The following is a 17839-nucleotide window of genomic DNA, read 5'->3' as shown; positions in this document are numbered from 1 at the left end:
CCCGGCGCGCCATATCGGTAGTGTTGCCGTGCTTTTGTAAGAAGTTGCTTACAGGACTGGCCGCGCGCGGGCTAGAGGAGTGAGCCGCCACGCAGGGCGCGGCGCAGGGTACGCACCAGTTCCAGCCGCCCGGAGGGTGTCAGATAACGCCCTATCTCGACCTGCACGCCGCGCGCCTCGACCACGACCAGGGTACGCATCCGGGTGTCCGGCAGGCTGACCCGTGTGTGATGCGGGTCGAGACGCACCACGCGGCGGCGCGCGCCGTCGGCATGTTCGACCAGCAGCGCGCCCTCTGCCAGGCAGATGCGCTCGTGGTCGAGCGCGTGGCGGCTGTAGTGGAGAAAGGCGGCGCCGACCGCCGCGCTCTCCAGGAGCGCGAAAGCCAGCACCATCCAGGCGCCGCGCAGCGTGAACACCAGGGCGATGCCGAGCGTGGTGCAGCACAGCAGCGCGTAGACCAGCAGCGCCTGGCGCGGCGTCATCGAACAGTTGCGCTTCATGAGCCACTCCGCCGGGAGGGGGCAAGCGCCTGGACTGGGGACAGAGCTCATCGCTGGATGGGTGTCAATACCAATGTTTACCAGTTTGCCACAGCCCTGAAAATAGGCCCGCCCGGGCAGTTGATGCCGCCCGTTATCTGTTACCATACCGCCCCTTCAAAGACAAAGGTTCTTATGGCGCTCGCTTGCGGCCTTGATTTCGGCACCTCGAATTCCACAGTCGGCTGGCTACCCGGCAGCAGCCTGCAGCCGGGCAGCCAATCCCTGCTGGTAATGGAAGACGGCAAGGCCACCTTGCCCTCGGTCGTGTTCTTCAATGCCGACGACGAACAGGTCAGCTATGGCCGCGCGGCGCTGGCCGACTACCTGGAAGGCTATGAAGGCCGGCTGATGCGCTCGCTCAAGAGCCTGCTCGGCACCAGCCTGATCGACGGCCAGACCGAGGTCGCCGGCCGCGCGCTGCCCTTCAAGGCCTTGCTGGGCCAGTTCATCGGCGAGGTCAAGCGCCGGGCCGAAGCCCAGGCCGGGCGCGAATTTTCCAGCGCCGTCCTCGGCCGCCCGGTGTTCTTCATCGACGACGACCTGGAAGCCGACCGCCGCGCCCAGGACACCCTCGAGGAAGTGGCACGCTCGGTGGGCTTTCGCGAGATCTCCTTCCAGTACGAGCCGATCGCCGCCGCTTTCGACTACGAGTCGCAGATAGACCGCGAGGAACTGGTCCTGATCGCCGACATCGGCGGGGGTACTTCGGACTTTTCGCTGGTGCGCCTGGGACCTGACCGGGCCGGACGCATCGAGCGCCGCGACGACATCCTGGCCAATGGCGGCGTGCACATCGGCGGCACCGACTTCGACAAATACCTGAGCCTGGCGAGCGTGATGCCGCTGCTGGGTTTCGGCAGCAGCATGCTCTCGGGTGCGGCCATCCCGTCCAGCTACTACTTCAACCTGGCCACCTGGCATACGATCAACCAGGCCTATACGCGCAAGAGCATCGCCCAGCTGGCCGACCTGGCGCGCGACGCCAGGGAGCCGGCCAAGCTGGCGCGCCTGCAGAATCTGATCGACGAACGCGCCGGCCACTGGCTGGCCATGCAGGTGGAAAGCGCCAAGATCGGCTTGTCGAGCAGCCCGCAGGTACGGCTGGAACTGGACCGCCTGTCCCCAAGCGAATCGCTGCTGGTGGAGCGCGCCGGCTTCGAAGCGGCGATCGCCCAGCTGGTCGACAGCGTCGGCGCCACCGTGCTGCGCCTGTTTTCGGAAGCCGGGGTGGAGCCAGGCGATGTCGATACGGTATTCTTCACGGGTGGCTCCAGCGGCGTGTCGCTGCTGCGCGAGCGCATCGCGGCCGTGGTGCCCGGCGCGCGCAAGGTCGAGGGCGACCTGTTCGGCAGCATCGGCGCCGGCCTGGCGCTCGACGCGCTGCGCAAGTTCGGTTAAGCAGCTCCTTCAGTAGCACCTGTAAGCGACAAGGAAAAACAAGATGAGTGTGTTTGAACGCCCGATCGTGATGCTCGACTTCGAGACCACCGGCCTCTCGCCCGACATGGGCGACCGCATCACCGAAGTGGCCGCGCTGCGCATCGTCGGCGGCGAGATCCGCGAACGCTATGTCTCGCTGGTCAACTGCGGGGTGCGGATTCCCTCGTTCATCACCCAGCTCACCGGCATCACCCAGGAGATGGTCGATTCGGCCCCGTCCGCCGGGCATGTAGTGCCCGAACTGCTCGACTTCATCGGCAGCGACATGCTGTCGGCCCACAATGCCAGCTTCGACGAGAAATTCCTGAAGGCCGAAGGCTGGCGCATCGGCCGGCCCACCGCGCACACGGGGCTGGTGTGCTCGCTGAAACTCTCGCGCCGTCTGTTCCCCGGTCTGCCGAGCTACAAGCTGGGCAATCTCTCGAGCCGCCTGGGCATCCAGTTCCGCGGTACGGCCCACCGGGCCGAGGCCGATGCGGAAGTCGCTGCGGAAGTGCTGCTGCACGCGGCGCGCCATCTTGGATCGACCCACGGTCTGGAAAGGGTCGCGCCCGACCTGCTGGTCTCGGTGAACAAGGTGGCCGCCGCCAAAGTGCCGGTCTTCCTCGATAAATACATGAAACTCGAGCGGCAGCGGATGGAAGAGGCGCGCGCGCGGCGTGATGCAATAACGCTTACATTGCTGACCTAATCGCATTAAAATGCGGGCATCATGATCCGCCGTTCCGTGTTCCGTGTGCTGTTGTCGCTCGTTCTGCTGCTGTCGCAGCAGATGGCGATGTCGCACGCGCTGAGCCACTGGGCCAGCCAGATCGGCGGCCCGGTCGCGCAGCAGACGGCGGAAGACTCCGAACTCTCCAGCGCCTTCGCGCATGACCGCAGCTGCGCCCAGTGCCTTGGCCTGGCGCAGCTCACGGTTCCCCTCGTCAGTTCCCCACGCCAGTTCGTCGCCCCCGAGATGGCGTCTGGCCACGCATCGGGCGCCGCAGCACTGGCCTGGCGTGTCCAGAAAACCCGCGCCTACGATTCGCGCGCACCTCCCGTTCTCGGATAACCCTGCTATTGCCTGAGCCCGTCCCGGCAGCATTGCTCCTGGACGCGGCTCGTCTATCCCGATCGAACAGGAACACAAGATGTCCAGGAAAACCGTATTGACCGCGGCGCTGGCTGCCGCATTCGCCGTATCCCATCCAGCTTCGGCTGCCGACGACAAGGACCTGGCCGCGATCCGCGCCGAGATCCAGGCCATGAAGGCCAGCTACGAAGTGCGCCTGGAAGCGTTGGAGCAGCGCCTGCAGGAAGCGCAGGCGGCCGTGGCCCAGGCCCAGAACGCCGCCGCCCAGGCGCCCGCCGCCGCCCCCGTGGTTGCCGCCGCCCCTGCGCCTGCTGCGACCGGCGCCAATGCCTTCAACCCGGCGATCTCGATGGTCCTGGGCGGCAGCTTCACCAACTTGTCGAAAGACCCGGGCCAGTACCGCTTCCAGGGCTTCGTCCCGCCTGAGGGCGAAATCGGCCCGGGCGCGCGCAGCTTCAACCTGGGCGAGTCCGAGCTCACCATCTCCAGCAACATCGACCCGAACTTCGCCGGCCAGGCGACCTTTGCCATCACCGGCGAGAACGAGATCGAGGTCGAAGAAGCCTATGTCCGCACCCGCGCGCTGGGCAATGGCCTGAACGTCAAAGCGGGCCGCTTCATGTCCGGCATCGGCTACCTGAACAGCCAGCATGCCCACACCTGGGATTTCGTGGATGCGCCACTGGCTTACCAGGCCTTCTTCGGCGGCCAGTACAAGCCCGATGGCATCCAGGCGCGCTGGCTGGCCCCGCTCGATACCTTCCTGGAATTCGGCGTGGAGCTTGCCAGCGGCCGCAACTTCCCCGGCAATGACCGCAACAAGAATGGCGTCGGCGCGGCGACCGTGTTTGCCCACGCGGGCGGGGACATCGGCGACTCGGCGAGCTGGCGTGCCGGGCTGTCCTACTTGCGCACCCGCGCGGCCGAGCGCGAGTTCGACCAGGACGGCATGCCGGCAGCCTTCAGCGGCCGCTCGCAGATACTGGTCGCGGATGCGGTCTGGAAATGGGCGCCTGGTGGCAACCCGACCCGGCATAATTTCAAGCTGCAAGGGGAGTGGCTGCAGCGCCGCGAGTCCGGCAGCCTGGCGGCAATGGACGACACGGGCGGCTACCGCAGCCGCCAGTCGGGCTGGTACCTGCAGGGCGTCTACCAGTTCGCGCCGAACTGGCGCACCGGCCTGCGCCACGACCGTCTGTCGTCCGGCAGCACCCGTATCGGCCTGGTGGACGACGGCATCCTCGGCATGGAGGCCTTTCCGGCGCTGGCGGCCTACAACCCGCGCCGTTCCAGCGTGATGGTCGATTTCAGCCCCACGGAATTCTCCCGCCTGCGCCTGCAGTTCGCGCGCGACCAGTCGCGCCCCGAGGCCAACGACAATCAGCTGTCCCTGCAATACATCATGAGCCTCGGCGCCCACGCCGCGCACAACTTCTAAGGAGCGCAGCATGGTCCGACTTCACACCACCTTGATCGCCGGCGCCTTCGCCATCGCCGGCCTGCTGGCAAGCGGCAGCGCCGCCGCCGCCGTCAATATCCTGGCCTGCGAACCCGAATGGCAGGCGCTGGCCGAGGAAATCGGCGGCGACAAGGTTCTCGCCACCAGCGCTACCTCCGCCCTGCAAGACCCGCACCGCGTTGAAGCCCGGCCCGGCCTGATCGCGCGCACCCGCAAGGCCGACCTGCTGGTCTGCACCGGGCTCGACCTGGAGGCGGGCTGGCTGCCGCTGCTGGTCCAGCAATCGGGCAACGACAAGATCGAACGCGGCCGCCCGGGCTATTTCGAAGCCGGCAGCTTCGTGCCGCGCCTGGACGTGCCAGCCCGCCTGGACCGCGCCGACGGCGACGTCCATGCGTTCGGCAACCCGCACGTGCACCTCAATCCGCACAACATCGCCTTGGTCAGCACCGCGCTGGCCAAGCGCCTGGGCGAGATCGACCCGGCCAATGCGGCCTTCTACGCGCAGCGCCAGCTGGACTTTGCCGCGCGCTGGAAAACGGCGATGCGCAAGTGGGAGCAGCAGGCGGCCCCGCTGCGCGGCGCGGCCGTGGTCGAGCACCACAAGAACATGGCCTACCTGCTGAACTGGCTTGGAATGACATCAAGCGGTACGCTGGAAGCCAAGCCGGGCGTCGAACCGAGCGCGGCCCACCTGGGCGGCTTGCTGGCCCAACTGCAGGGGCGTCCCGCGAAACTGGTGCTCCGCGCGGCTTATCAGGACCCGCGCGCCTCCCTCTGGCTGTCCCAGCGGGCGAAGATCCCGGCCGTGGTGATCCCCTATACCGTGGGCGCCGACGAGGCATCGACCAACCTGTTCGCGCTGTTCGACACCACCGTGATGCGCTTGACGCTCGCAGCCGGGGCGGCCAGGTAAGCATGGGCGATTTCGACTTCATGATCGTGCTGCCGGCTTTCCTGGCCGGCCTGCTGGTGCTGGCCACCCACATCCCGCTTGGCGCCCAGGTGCTCAAGCGCGGCATCGTCTTCATCGACCTGGCGATTGCCCAGATCGCGGCACTGGGCGTGATCGTGGCCGGGGCAGGCGGACTCGATCCGGCCGGCTGGACAGTGCAGGTGGCGGCCGGCGTCGCCGCCGTGCTCGGGGCTTTGCTGCTGACCTGGACCGAGAAGCGCTGGCCCGACGTGCAGGAAGCGCAGATCGGCGTGCTGTTCGTGCTGGCGGCCAGCGCCGGCCTGCTGCTGGTGGCGCACAACCCGCATGGCGGCGAGCACCTGCAAGACCTGCTGGCCGGGCAGATCCTGTGGGTCAGCTACGGCCAGCTGGCCATGCCGGCACTGGGCGCGCTAGTCATCCTGGCGCTGCTGGCGCTTGGAGGCGAGCGCCTGGGCAGGCTCGGCTTCTACCTGGTGTTCGCGCTGGCCGTGACCGCCTCGGTGCAGCTGGTCGGCGTCTACCTCGTGTTCGCCAGCCTGATCGTGCCGAGCCTGGCGGTGCGCCATTATCCCGATCGGCGCAAGCTCCTGTTCGCCTACCTGGTGGGCATCGGCGGCTACGGCACCGGCCTGGTGCTGTCGGTAGTGCTCGACCTGCCGTCCGGTGCGCTGATCGTCTGGTGCCTGGCCGCGCTCGCCATCCTCGCGTATTCGCTCGGCCCGCGACCGCAAAACACGCCTGTGTAAATACGATCCGCCGGCACGATTGTTCCCACGCAAACCCTGGACGCACAACTCTCTTAAAATTTTAGCAACGATGGGAGCTTCTGGTTCGAGCTGCTTCCCGCGTTGCCGGAATCGCCGAGCGTGCCGCCAGGGTGGAGGGGGGAAGGGATGAATCGCCAGAACGCTGCCCGCGACGGGTACGAAGTCTTCCTGTGGTTCCATCCCGCTGCCGTGCGCGGCAATCCCTACGCGCAGTACAACCTCGGCCTGCTGTACAAGCAGGGCGAGGGCGTCGAGCGCAACGAAACCCTCGCCCTCAAATGGATGAGGCTCGCCGCCAGCCAGGGGTTGGCGGCGGCGCAGAACCATCTCGGCGCCATGTATTGCAACGCCAAGGGCGCCCAGCGCAGCGACGAACTCGCCGCCTGGTGGTTCGGACGCGCGGCCGCGCAGGGCGATCCATCGGCCCAGCAGAACCTGGGCCTGCTCTACCGTAAGGGGCGCGGCGTGGCGCAATCCCACGACATGGCCTTCGGCTGGTTCTACCGCGCCGCCGAGCAAGGCCTGGCCAGCGCGCAGAACCTGCTGGGCGAATGCTATCTGCGCGGGCTGGGCGTGCCGGTCAGCCATCCGCTTGCCATGGCCTGGTTCCGCAAGGCCGCGCGCCAGGGCCATGCACCGGCCCAGCTCAACCTTGCCCTCATGTACCGGCGCGGCGAAGGCGTCGAGGCCGACGACGCCCAGGCGCTGTGCTGGTTCCGCCAGGCGGCGGCGCTGGGCGATCCGGTGGCCCAGCGCTATCTTGGCGCCGCCTACGCGCAAGGGCTGGGCGTGCGGCCAGATCCCGAACGCGCGGTCGCCTGGCTCGAACGGGCCGCCCTGAAAAACGACACCGACGCCCAGTATGCGCTGGCCACCTTGCTCGCGGCCGGCCACGGCTCGGGCGACGACGAGCGCGCGCTGTCCTGGTTCGTGCGCGCCGCCGATCGCGGCCATGCCCAGGCCCAATATTGCGCCGGCGCCATGCTGGCCAGCGGCCGCGGCGCTCCGTGCAACCCCGGGCGCGCGTTCGAATGGTATCTGCGCGCCGCCGAGCAGGGCGCGGCAAATGCCCAGTTCAGCCTGGGCGTCATGTACGCCAAGGGCGAGGGCGTGGCGCGCGACGAGGCGCGCGCGGCCGAATGCTACCGGCGCGCGGCCCAGCAGGGCGACGCCAGCGCCCAGAACAACCTCGGCGTGCTGTACGCCAACGGCCAGGGCGTGCCGCACGACGACACCCTGGCCGCCTACTGGTACCGCCAGGCGGCCGAGCAGGGACATGCGCTGGCCCGGTACAACCTGGGCGGCATGGTCAACAGCGGGCGCGGCGTCGAGCGCGACCCGCTGCGCGCCTACATATGGATGCTGCTTGCCGCCGGTGCCGAACAAGGCAGCCGCCGCCCGCGCGGCCCGAGGCTGGGCAAGCCGGGCACCGGCGGCGCCTGGGGCAGGGCGCTGGCCAGCCAGGTGCAGTCGGCGCGCCGCCAGCGCCGTCCGGGCGCGAGCCACTGAGGTCCAGGTCGCCTCATCCATGCCTTCCGGGTACGCGCCCGGCGCGCCCGTATTGACGGGCCTTCCCATGCATAGGCGGGCGCCGAAATTCGCGTTATGATGACCTGCGGCACCAAGAGCGCCGGGCAAAAATTGTCCGGTGCTCTACGCCGACCCATGAATAACTCGAACGAGAACCACATGACCCTGAGACACGCAACGCTCGTCACCCTGCTGGCTGCGGCCTTCGGCGCCAACGCGGCGCCGGCACAATGCCCCGCCAACGGCACGGCACTGACCTACCCGGTCACCAAACAGCTTCCGCAGATTGATAACTACCACGGCACCACGGTGGCCGACCCCTACCGCTGGCTCGAGGACGCGAACAGCGCCGAGACCAAGGAATGGGTCGCGGCCCAGAATAAGGTGACCCAGTCCTACCTTGCCCAGATCCCGCAGCGCGCGGCGATCCGCGAGCGCCTGACCAAGCTGTGGAACTACGAGCGCTTCAGCGTGCCGGGCAAGGAAGGCGGCCGCTACTTCTACACCCGCAACGACGGCCTGCAGAACCAGTCGGTCCTGTTCACCCAGAAGAGCCTGGGCGACACCCCGCGTGTGCTGCTCGACCCGAATACCCTGGCAGCGGACGGTACCATTGCCCTGGCCGGCATCGAAGTGAGCCCCGACGGCAAGCTGCTGGCCTACAGCACCGCCGCCTCAGGCTCGGACTGGAACGAGATCCGCGTGCGCGACATCGAGTCCGGCAAGGATCTCGTTGACCACGTCAAGTTCGTCAAGTTCTCGAACACGGCCTGGACCCGTGACGGCAAGGGCTTCTTCTACAGCCGCTACGACGAGCCGAAGGAAGCCACCAAGCTGGCCGATGTCAACTACTTCCAGAAGTTGTACTTCCACCGCATCGGCACCCCGCAAAGCGCCGACACCCTGGTATACGACCGCGCCGACCAGAAGGAATGGGGCTTCGGCGGCCAGACCACCGACGACGGCCGTTACCTGATCATCACCACCACCAAGGGCACCGCGCCGAAATACCGCGTGTCCTACAAGGATTTAGCCAAACCGGATTCGACAGTCATCGACCTGGTCGACAACTTCGACGCCGGCTACACCTTCATCGACAACGTCGGCAGCGTATTTTACTTTTCCACCGACCGCAATGCGCCGAAGAAGCGCATCGTCGCGATCGACGTGAACAAGCCTGCGGAATCCAACTGGAAGGTGATTGTTCCCGAAAACGCCGACACCCTGGCCGGCGCCGACATCATCAACAACCAGCTCGTGCTGGAATACCTGAAGGATGCGCGCAGCGTCGTGCGCGTGCACGATCTCAAGGGCAAACCGGTGCGCGAAATCGCGTTGCCGGGCATCGGCTCGGTGGGCGGCCTGTCAGGCAAGCGCAATGAGTCGGAAACCTTCTACTCCTTCACCGGCTTCACCACCCCGACCACGATCTACCGCCTGGATATGAAGACCGGCAAGAGTACCGTGTTCCGCCAGCCGAAGGTCGATTTCAACCCGGCCGACTATGAAACGCGCCAGCAGTTCTACACCAGCAAGGACGGAACCAAGGTGCCGATGTTCATCGTGTCGAAAAAGGGCCTGAAGATGGATGGCTCGAACCCGACCTACCTCTACGGCTATGGCGGCTTTAACATCTCGATGACCCCGGGCTTCTCGCCGGCCAATCTGGCCTGGATGGAAATGGGCGGCGTCTACGTGGTGGCCAACCTGCGCGGCGGCGGAGAATACGGCGAAGCCTGGCACCAGGCCGGCACCAAGCTGCAGAAGCAGAACGTGTTCGACGACTTCATCGGCGCCGCCGAATGGCTGGTCGCCAACAAGGTGACCTCGCCGAAGAAGCTGGCGATCGGCGGCGGCTCCAACGGCGGCCTGCTGGTGGGCGCGGCCATGACCCAGCGCCCGGAACTGTTCGGCGCGGCGATTCCTGCGGTCGGCGTGATGGACATGCTGCGCTTCCACAAGTTCACCATCGGCTGGGCCTGGACCTCGGACTACGGCTCGTCGGAGAACCCGGAAGAGTTCAAGGCGCTTGTGAAATACTCGCCGCTGCATAACCTCAAGGCCGGCACCTGCTACCCGGCGACCATGGTCACCACCGCCGACCACGACGACCGCGTGGTCCCGGCGCACAGCTTCAAGTACGCCGCAGCGGCCCAGGCCGCGCAGGCAGGCAGCGCACCGATCCTGATCCGCATCGATACCAAGGCGGGCCATGGCGCGGGCAAGCCGACCACCAAGCAGATCGAGGAAGTGGCGGATCGCTGGGGCTTCCTGGCGCGCGAGCTTCGCATTGGTGAAGGCGAGAAGGCGGTTGGGGGTAGTAATTAAGCAGTCAGTTTGATGTGAAAACGGCCGCCTGGTGTCCCGGCGGCCGTTGTTGTTTTCATGCGGTGGCGGTTTGCAAGGAACTTGGGGGAGGATAATGCCAGTGGCATTATTCCTGCCTTCGCCGGAACGACGGTCTTTGGTATGTTGGCATTAAAACCGTCATCGCGGCGCAGGCCGGGATCCAAGTTTGCGTGAGCCGCAAACAACGCAAACGCGCAACGCAGTTACCGTTGCACCACCACCAACAGCGCCTTCGCCTCCGTCTTCCCCGCGTTGCGAATCACATGATCATGATCCGCCGGATACCGCGCCGTCCCCCCATGCTTGATCTTGCGCTTCTCCGCTCCCACCTCCAGCTCGATCGCGCCTGTCAATACCGTCAGGTGCTCGCTGGTTCCCGGATCATGCGCCTGCGATTTGAGCTCGCCCCCGGGCGCCAGGGTCAGCTCGTACCATTCGTACTTGCCCGCCAGGTCCATCGGGCCCAGAATGCGCAGGGAATAGCCGGCGTGCGCGCCGGGCAGGGTAGGCGTCTCGTGGGCGTCGACCACGCGGATCAGGTCCACCGAACGCACCTCGGAGGACAGCAGTTCGCCGATCTCCACGCCCAGGGCATTGGCCAGGCGCCAGGTGATGGCAATGGTCGGATTGGCTTTTTCGCGCTCGATCTGCGAGAGCATCGACTTGGACACCCCCGCGATACGCGACAGGTCTTCCAGGGTCAAGCCTCGCGCCAGGCGCATGCGCTGTAGCGTGGCGCCAACCTCGGGCGGGGCATTATTTGTTATGGTTTTCGTCATTGCCGTAGTCGATCACTGCGTTTGCCCCTGCGGCTTGCCAAGTACATTAGCTAGGGGTAATATTCAATATATTGAATTTTCGTTCGACATACAGAACTCGGTTCTATCAATCGAACGGATCCAACGGTACAACACTGCCAGGCGCCGGTCAAGCCGCCCCTGGCCAAACCAGACCATCAGGAGTGGGACACATGAGCGATCAAGCATTCTATAGCGGCCTCCAAGGCAAACTCGAGACGCTGCGCAGCGACGGGCTGTTCAAGCCGGAACGCGTGCTGGCCTCGCGCCAGGGCGCCGAAGTCGTCGCGCAGGACGGCCGTACCCTGATCAACATGTGCGCCAATAACTATCTGGGCCTGTCGGGTGATCCGGAGACTCAGAAGGCCGCCGCCGCGGCGCTGGAAAAATACGGCTATGGCCTTTCCTCGGTGCGCTTCATCTGCGGCACCCAGACCGTGCACAAGGAACTCGAAGCCAGATTGTCCGAATTCCTCGGCACCGAAGACACCATCCTGTACGCCGCGGCTTTTGACGCCAACGGCGGCGTGTTCGAGCCACTGTTCGACGAGAACGATGCGATCATCTCGGACGCGCTGAACCACGCCTCGATCATCGACGGCGTGCGCCTGTGCAAGGCGGCGCGCTACCGTTACGCCAACAACGACATGGCCGACCTGGAAAAGCAGCTGATCGCCGCAACCGAAGCCGGCAAACGCCACAAGATCATCGTCACCGACGGCGTATTCTCGATGGACGGAACCATCGCCCAGCTGGACAGGATCGTCGCACTGGCCGAGCAATACGGCGCCCTGACCATGATCGACGAATCGCATGCCTCCGGCTTCATGGGCGCGACCGGCCGCGGCACCCACGAACACTGCGGCGTGATCGGCAAGATCGACATCATCACCGGCACCCTGGGCAAGGCCCTGGGCGGCGCGATGGGCGGCTTCACGTCCGGGCGCAAGGAAGTCATCGAGACCCTGCGCCAGAAATCGCGTCCCTACCTGTTCTCGAACACGCTGGCGCCGATGATCGCCGGCGCCTCGCTGGCGGTGCTGGACCGCATCTCGAAGTCGACCGAGCTGCGCGACCGCCTGCACGAGAACACCGCCTACTTCCGCAAGGAGATCGAACGCATCGGCTTTACCATCAAGCCGGGCACCCACCCGGTGGTGCCGGTGATGCTGTTCGAGGCGCCCGTGGCCCAGAAATTCGCCGCCCGCATGTTCGAACTGGGCGTGCTGCTGTCGGGCTTCTTCTACCCGGTGGTGCCGATGGGCCAGGCGCGCGTGCGTGTGCAGCTCTCCGCCGCCCACACCCGCGAGCAGCTCGACACCGTGCTGGCCGCTTTCGAGCAGGCCGGCCGCGAACTCGGCATCCTCAAGAATAATTAATCAAAGCTTAACAACGGAAATCACATGGAACGCATCCTCATCATCGGCGCGAACGGCCAAATCGGCAGCGAACTGGTCACGGCACTGGCAGAGCAGCACGGCCAGGACAATGTGATCGCCTCGGACATCAGCACGACCAATGTGTACGGCGCGGCGCGCTACATGCAGCTGGACGTGATGGACAAGGAGCGCCTGGCCGGCCTGGTCGATGCAGAGGGCATCACCCAGGTCTACCAGCTGGCGGCGTTGCTGTCGGCCACCGGCGAAAAGGCGCCGCTCAAGGCCTGGTCGCTGAATATGGACGGCCTGCTCAACATCCTGGAAGTCGCGCGCGAGCGTGGCGAGGCGGGTAAACCGCTGAAGGTCTTCTGGCCGTCGTCGATCGCCGCCTTCGGCCCGAATACCCCGGCGGAAAACACGCCGCAGTACACGGTGATGGACCCGACCACGATCTACGGCATCAGCAAGCTGGCCGGCGAGCGCCTGTGCGAGTACTACCACAGCAAGTACGGCGTGGACGTGCGCTCGATCCGCTATCCGGGCATCATCAGCTACAAGTCACCTCCGGGCGGCGGCACCACCGACTACGCGATCGCCATCTTCCACGCAGCGCTCAAGGGCGAGACCTACGAATGCTTCCTGGGGCCGGAAACGACCCTGCCGATGATCTACATGCCGGACGCGATCCGCGCTACCATCGAGCTGATGGATGCGCCATCCACCAAAGTCGCGATTCGTTCGTCGTACAACGTGGCGGGCGTGTCCTTCAACCCGCGCGAACTGGCGGCGGCCATCAAGAAGGCGCTGCCAGAATTCGAAGTGGCTTATGCGCCGGACAGCCGCCAGGCAATCGCCGATTCCTGGCCGAAGAGCCTGGACGACAGCCGCGCGACCGCCGACTGGGGCTGGAAGGCCGGCATCGGCATCGAGGAGATGGTCGCCAGCATGCTGAAGAACATCGACGTCGGCGTTAGTGTGTAAAAGCGCGCCTGAACGTCAACATAAAATCACAACAATAAAAACCAGAATAGTCGAGACAAACAGATGGACATGAGTGTATTTGATCTGTTCAAGATCGGGATTGGCCCATCGAGCTCCCATACCGTGGGCCCGATGGTGGCGGCGCGCCGCTTCCTGCTGGAATGCGGTTCGCTCGAGAATGCGGTCGGCGTCGAAGCCCACCTGTATGGTTCGCTCGCCCTGACCGGCGTCGGCCACGCGACCGACAAGGCCGTGATCCTCGGCCTGATGGGCGAAACCCCGCAGGACATCGATCCCGACACGGTCGAGGACAAGCTGGCCGAAGCGGAGCTGGACGGCGCTATCCGCCTGCTGGGCATGAAGGAAGTGCCCTTCACGCAAAAGGCCAACCTGGTCTGGCACAAGGCTTCGACCCTGCCCGAGCACCCGAACGGCATGCGCTTCGTGCTGCGGCTGCTTGACGGCAGCCTGATCGACCGGGTTTATTACTCGGTCGGCGGCGGCTTCATCACGGCGGCGGGCGAAAGCCAGGCGCGTGCCGAGCAGTCTGCATCAAGGGATATCCCGTTCCCGTTCGCGACCATGGAGCAGCTCCTGGCGCTAGGCAGGCAGCACGGCCTGTCGATCCCGCACATGCTGCGTGCGAACGAACTGGCGCGCATGACCGAAGCCGAGCTCGATGCGGGCCTGGACCGGATCTGGGTCGTGATGCGCGACTGTATCGCCCATGGCCTGGCCACGGAAGGCCAGCTTCCCGGCGGCCTGAACGTCAAGCGCCGCGCGGCCAAGCTGTGGAAAGCGGCGCATTGCGACCTTGGGAACCGCATCAACGAATTGCCGCACGACGCCACCCACCAGGTGACGCTGTACGCGATGGCGGTGAACGAGGAAAACGCAGCCGGAGGACGGGTCGTGACGGCGCCGACCAATGGCGCGGCCGGCATCATTCCTGCCGTCGTGCGGTATTACGCCGAAGACTGCCGCCCGAGCGACGCGGTGGCCGGCATCCGCGTCTTCCTCCTGACGGCGGCGGCCATCGGCATGCTGTGCAAGAAAAATGCTTCGATCTCGGGCGCAGAAGTCGGCTGTCAGGGCGAGGTCGGCGTGGCCTGTGCCATGGCGGCGGCCGGCCTGGTGGCGGCGCTGGGCGGCTCCAACGAGCGCATCGAGAACGCAGCCGAAATCGGCATCGAGCATCACCTGGGCATGACCTGCGACCCGATCGGCGGCCTGGTGCAGATTCCCTGCATCGAGCGTAACGGCATGGGTGCGATCAAGGCGATCACCGCGGCCTCGCTGGCCCTGAAAGGCGACGGCACCCACTTCGTCAGCCTCGATAACGTCATCGAGACGATGCGCCAGACCGGGGCCGACATGCAGGTGAAGTACAAGGAAACCTCGCTGGGCGGGCTGGCGGTGCATGTCATCACCGTCAACCACGCCGCCTGCTAAGGCCGGACAATTCCCCCGACGGCTGCGTTGCATCTCTCGCCGTACTGGCGTACCGCTGTCGATGATGCGCCTTGCCCTCGGGGTTTTGTCCGGCGTTAGTGCTTCTGCTTCTTGACGAAGGCGGCGATCCGCGCCAGTGCCTCCGGCGCGATCGTTTCCTCGATCTTGTCGTATTCGCTGGTAGCACCGGTCTTCGCTGTCTGGAATACGTGGTTCAGCGAGGGCAGCACCTGTGATTCGACCTGTTGGTTGCCGCCGGCCCTGAGCGCGCCGACGATGCCCGCGAGGTTCTCCTCGGCGGGCACCTGGTGATCCAGGCTGCCGTTCAGGGCCAGCACCGGCGCTTTCACCCGGCGCCAATCCGGCTGCGTATTGTGCAGCAACAGGGTGCGCAGATGGGGTTCTTTGGCTTCCGCCAGTGAGAGCGAACCGACGTTCATTTCGTATTTTTCCACCAAGGCCCGATCCTGCGCCGGCAGGCTTGCGTATAGCGCCTTCAGCGCCGCGATACGCGGCTGTGGCTCGGCATGTGCGAGGATGGTGTCGTAGAACGCCCGCACATAGGCCATCAGCTGTTCCACCTCGGCCGGCCCGGCGCCGTTGTCCCTTGCGACGATGCGGTCCTGCAGCAGGAGCAGTTCCAGCCCTGGCAGTCCGACCCCGGCGAGCGACACGATGAAATCCACCGTTTCCGGCTGCCGCGCGGCCACCGCGGCGGCAATGCCGGGCCCTTCGCTCAGACCGACGATGCCCACGCGCCCGAACCCCGTCCGTGCATCCATCGCCTTCATGATGGCGCCGAGGTCGCCGACAAGCTGGCCCGTTGTGAGTTGCGCGTAGTCGCCGGTCGAGCGGCCATTGCCGCGCTTGTCGTAGCGCAGTACCGCGATGCCCTGGCGCGTCAGGTAGTCAGCCATGACCAGAAACAGCTGGTGGCCGGCCATCTCGCCGTTGCGCGTCGCAGGACCGGTCCCGCCCACCAGCACCACGAGGTTCGGAGGCGTTTTGCCGCCCGGGATCGTCAGGGTCGCGCTGAGCAGCGCGCCATCCGGGGCGGTTATCGTCAGCTCCTGGTCCCGGTAGGGGAAAGGGCTCCTCGGCGTTTGCGGGCGTAGTTTGCGGGGAAACTCCGCGACGCGATGCAGCGCAAACGGGAAGGCCCTGCCCCCTTGGGAGAACAGGCCATCGAAGTGGTCGTTCGCCCAGGTCATCTTCAGGGTGGCGACGTTGAGGTCGATCTCGACCGTATTGCCATCTTCCTTGACGCTCGATACCGGCTGGTCGTAGGCCCCCTGGTCGGGACTGGCGATGCTCGCCCACAGCGAGCCATCGGCGCGGGTGTAGAACTCGGCGCCGATCTTGAGGGTCGGACCTTTGGGGATGACCATGTCGCCCAACCAGCGGCCCTGGTGGTCCTTGACGGGACCGGCGTGGACGGCAAAGGGAAGGGCGAGCAGGAGGGCCAGGCCGAGTGCGCTGCGAAGTAGAGGCATCTTGTCTTTTCGTTCAGGTGGGTTGATGGGGAGTGCGACAAGCTCATCTTGTCGCTCGAATGTGGAGGAAAGATGGAGCGCCGAGGGGCCTTCGCGGTAGGCGCTATAATAAGTTTCAACTTGTGCCACCACCGGATCGTCCAACGTATGCAATATGTGTCCACCCGCGCGACGAGCGCGTCCGCAGCACGCAATCCCCAGCACTTCTCCGACATCCTGCTCGCCGGGCTGGCCCCGGACGGCGGCCTTTACCTGCCTGAAGACTACCCGCAGGTTTCCAAAGCCGAGCTCGATGCCTGGCGCGCGCTGTCCTATGCCGACCTGGCCTTTGAGATCCTGCGCAAGTTCGCCACCGATATCCCTGATGCCGACCTGCGCGCATTGACCGCGAAAACCTATACGCCGGAGGTCTACCGCAACGCCCGTCCCGACGAATCGTCCGGCGAGATCACCCCGCTGCGCGTGCTGGAGGAAGGCCCGCACGGCAAGCTGGTGCTGCAGGCGCTGTCGAACGGTCCGACCCTGGCCTTCAAGGACATGGCCATGCAACTGCTCGGCAACCTGTTCGAACATGCGCTGGCCAGGAACAACGATGCGTTGAACATTTTCGGCGCCACCTCCGGGGACACCGGCAGCGCCGCCGAATACGCGATGCGCGGCAAGCGCGGCGTGCGCGTGTTCATGCTGTCGCCGCATGGGAAGATGAGCGCCTTCCAGACCGCCCAGATGTTCAGCCTGCAAGACCCGAACATCTTCAATATCGCTGTGGAGGGCGTGTTCGACGACTGCCAGGACCTGGTCAAGGCGGTGTCGAACGACCTGTCCTTCAAGGCGCGCCACAAGATCGGCACCGTCAACTCGATCAACTGGGCGCGCGTCGTCGCGCAAGTGGTCTACTACTTCCGCGGCTATCTCGCGGCCACGACGAATAACGACCAGAAGGTCTCGTTCACCGTCCCATCGGGGAATTTCGGGAACATCTGCGCCGGCCATATCGCGCGCATGATGGGCCTGCCGATCGACAAGCTGGTCGCCGCCACCAACGAGAACGACGTGCTCGACGAATTCTTCCGCACGGGCCGCTACCGCGCGCGCAAGGCTTCCGAGACCTATCACACCAGCAGCCCGTCGATGGACATCTCGAAGGCATCCAATTTCGAGCGCTTCGTGTACGAGCTGGTAGGCAGGGACCCCGAGCGCACGCATGCGCTGTTCCGCAAAATCGATACCCACGGCGGCTTCGACCTGTCGGGTGGACCGGGCAGCGACGGCGATGAATGGAAACTATGTGGCCAGTACGGCTTCGCGTCGGGCAAATCCACGCACCTTGACCGCCTGCAGACGATTCGCGACGTGGCGGACGACTACGGCATCACGATCGACACCCATACCGCCGACGGCATCAAGGTCGCGCGCGAACATATGCAGCCGGGTGTGCCGATGATCGTGCTGGAAACCGCGCTGGCCGCCAAATTCAACGAGACCATCCTCGACGCGCTGGGCACGGATGCCGAGCGTCCGCCTGGCTTCGAGGACATCGAATCGCTGCCGCAGCGTTTTGTCGTGATGCCGGCCGACGTCGTGCGCATGAAGGCGTATATCGCCGAGCATACGGGGCTGTGAGATGAAGCCGCC

15 protein-coding genes are annotated in these 17839 nt (G+C 65.6%); 12 read left to right on the top strand and 3 right to left on the bottom strand.

Annotation, left to right across the window (positions count from 1 at the left end; genetic code table 11):
- Window positions 1-71 precede the first annotated feature (71 nt).
- On the bottom strand, window positions 72-503 hold the full coding sequence (locus AC56K1_RS16175) for a DUF2244 domain-containing protein (RefSeq protein ID WP_497158819.1): 432 nt from the start codon (window positions 501-503) through the stop codon (window positions 72-74).
- Between the two features lie 174 nt (window positions 504-677).
- Between AC56K1_RS16175 and AC56K1_RS16170 the strand changes: the two genes are divergently transcribed.
- The 8 genes from AC56K1_RS16170 to AC56K1_RS16135 all read left to right on the top strand — a co-directional run bounded on the left by AC56K1_RS16170 (window position 678) and on the right by AC56K1_RS16135 (window position 10081).
- Entirely contained in the window at window positions 678-1943 is a 1266-nt protein-coding gene (locus AC56K1_RS16170) for an Hsp70 family protein (RefSeq protein ID WP_497158818.1), read from the top strand.
- A gap of 43 nt (window positions 1944-1986) precedes the next feature.
- Window positions 1987-2676 carry a 3'-5' exonuclease gene (locus AC56K1_RS16165; RefSeq protein WP_497158817.1) on the top strand — a complete coding sequence of 230 codons (690 nt, stop codon included), beginning with the start codon at window positions 1987-1989 and terminating at the stop codon, window positions 2674-2676.
- Window positions 2677-2697: 21 nt separating this feature from the next.
- Window positions 2698-3039: a hypothetical protein gene (locus AC56K1_RS16160; RefSeq protein ID WP_497158816.1), complete on the top strand. Its 342-nt coding sequence runs from the start codon at window positions 2698-2700 to the stop codon at window positions 3037-3039.
- Between the two features lie 79 nt (window positions 3040-3118).
- Complete coding sequence (locus AC56K1_RS16155; RefSeq protein WP_497158815.1) at window positions 3119-4498, top strand: putative porin; 1380 nt, start codon at window positions 3119-3121, stop codon at window positions 4496-4498.
- Between the two features lie 10 nt (window positions 4499-4508).
- On the top strand, window positions 4509-5435 hold the full coding sequence (locus AC56K1_RS16150; RefSeq protein WP_497158814.1) for a metal ABC transporter substrate-binding protein: 927 nt from the start codon (window positions 4509-4511) through the stop codon (window positions 5433-5435).
- Window positions 5436-5437: 2 nt separating this feature from the next.
- On the top strand, window positions 5438-6202 hold the full coding sequence (locus AC56K1_RS16145; protein ID WP_497158813.1) for a metal ABC transporter permease: 765 nt from the start codon (window positions 5438-5440) through the stop codon (window positions 6200-6202).
- Window positions 6203-6349: 147 nt separating this feature from the next.
- Entirely contained in the window at window positions 6350-7732 is a 1383-nt protein-coding gene (locus AC56K1_RS16140; RefSeq protein ID WP_497158812.1) for a tetratricopeptide repeat protein, read from the top strand.
- A gap of 180 nt (window positions 7733-7912) precedes the next feature.
- Complete coding sequence (locus AC56K1_RS16135) at window positions 7913-10081, top strand: prolyl oligopeptidase family serine peptidase (protein ID WP_497158811.1); 2169 nt, start codon at window positions 7913-7915, stop codon at window positions 10079-10081.
- Window positions 10082-10305: 224 nt separating this feature from the next.
- Here AC56K1_RS16135 and AC56K1_RS16130 read toward each other — a convergent pair whose 3' ends face one another.
- Window positions 10306-10881: a helix-turn-helix domain-containing protein gene (locus AC56K1_RS16130; protein ID WP_497158810.1), complete on the bottom strand. Its 576-nt coding sequence runs from the start codon at window positions 10879-10881 to the stop codon at window positions 10306-10308.
- Between the two features lie 191 nt (window positions 10882-11072).
- On the opposite strand from AC56K1_RS16130, the gene AC56K1_RS16125 reads away from it, so the two are divergent.
- The 3 genes from AC56K1_RS16125 to AC56K1_RS16115 all read left to right on the top strand — a co-directional run bounded on the left by AC56K1_RS16125 (window position 11073) and on the right by AC56K1_RS16115 (window position 14711).
- On the top strand, window positions 11073-12278 hold the full coding sequence (locus AC56K1_RS16125) for a glycine C-acetyltransferase (protein ID WP_497158809.1): 1206 nt from the start codon (window positions 11073-11075) through the stop codon (window positions 12276-12278).
- 24 nt (window positions 12279-12302) lie between these two features.
- Complete coding sequence (locus AC56K1_RS16120) at window positions 12303-13259, top strand: NAD-dependent epimerase/dehydratase family protein (RefSeq protein WP_497158808.1); 957 nt, start codon at window positions 12303-12305, stop codon at window positions 13257-13259.
- 63 nt (window positions 13260-13322) lie between these two features.
- Window positions 13323-14711, top strand: a complete 1389-nt coding sequence (locus tag AC56K1_RS16115) for an L-serine ammonia-lyase (RefSeq protein WP_497158807.1) — start codon at window positions 13323-13325, stop codon at window positions 14709-14711.
- Window positions 14712-14806: 95 nt separating this feature from the next.
- Here AC56K1_RS16115 and AC56K1_RS16110 read toward each other — a convergent pair whose 3' ends face one another.
- Window positions 14807-16348, bottom strand: a complete 1542-nt coding sequence (locus AC56K1_RS16110) for an alpha/beta hydrolase family protein (protein WP_497158806.1) — start codon at window positions 16346-16348, stop codon at window positions 14807-14809.
- A 3-nt stretch (window positions 16349-16351) separates the two neighbouring features.
- Here AC56K1_RS16110 and thrC point away from each other — a divergent pair, with 3 nt between their 5' ends.
- Complete coding sequence (thrC, locus tag AC56K1_RS16105) at window positions 16352-17827, top strand: threonine synthase (RefSeq protein ID WP_497158805.1); 1476 nt, start codon at window positions 16352-16354, stop codon at window positions 17825-17827.
- Window positions 17828-17839: the final 12 nt, after the last annotated feature.

The organism is Telluria sp. ZB4P37 (genome assembly GCF_059685855.1).
Note: the sequence above shows the minus strand (reverse complement) of the source record. Positions and strands in the feature narration are given on the sequence as shown.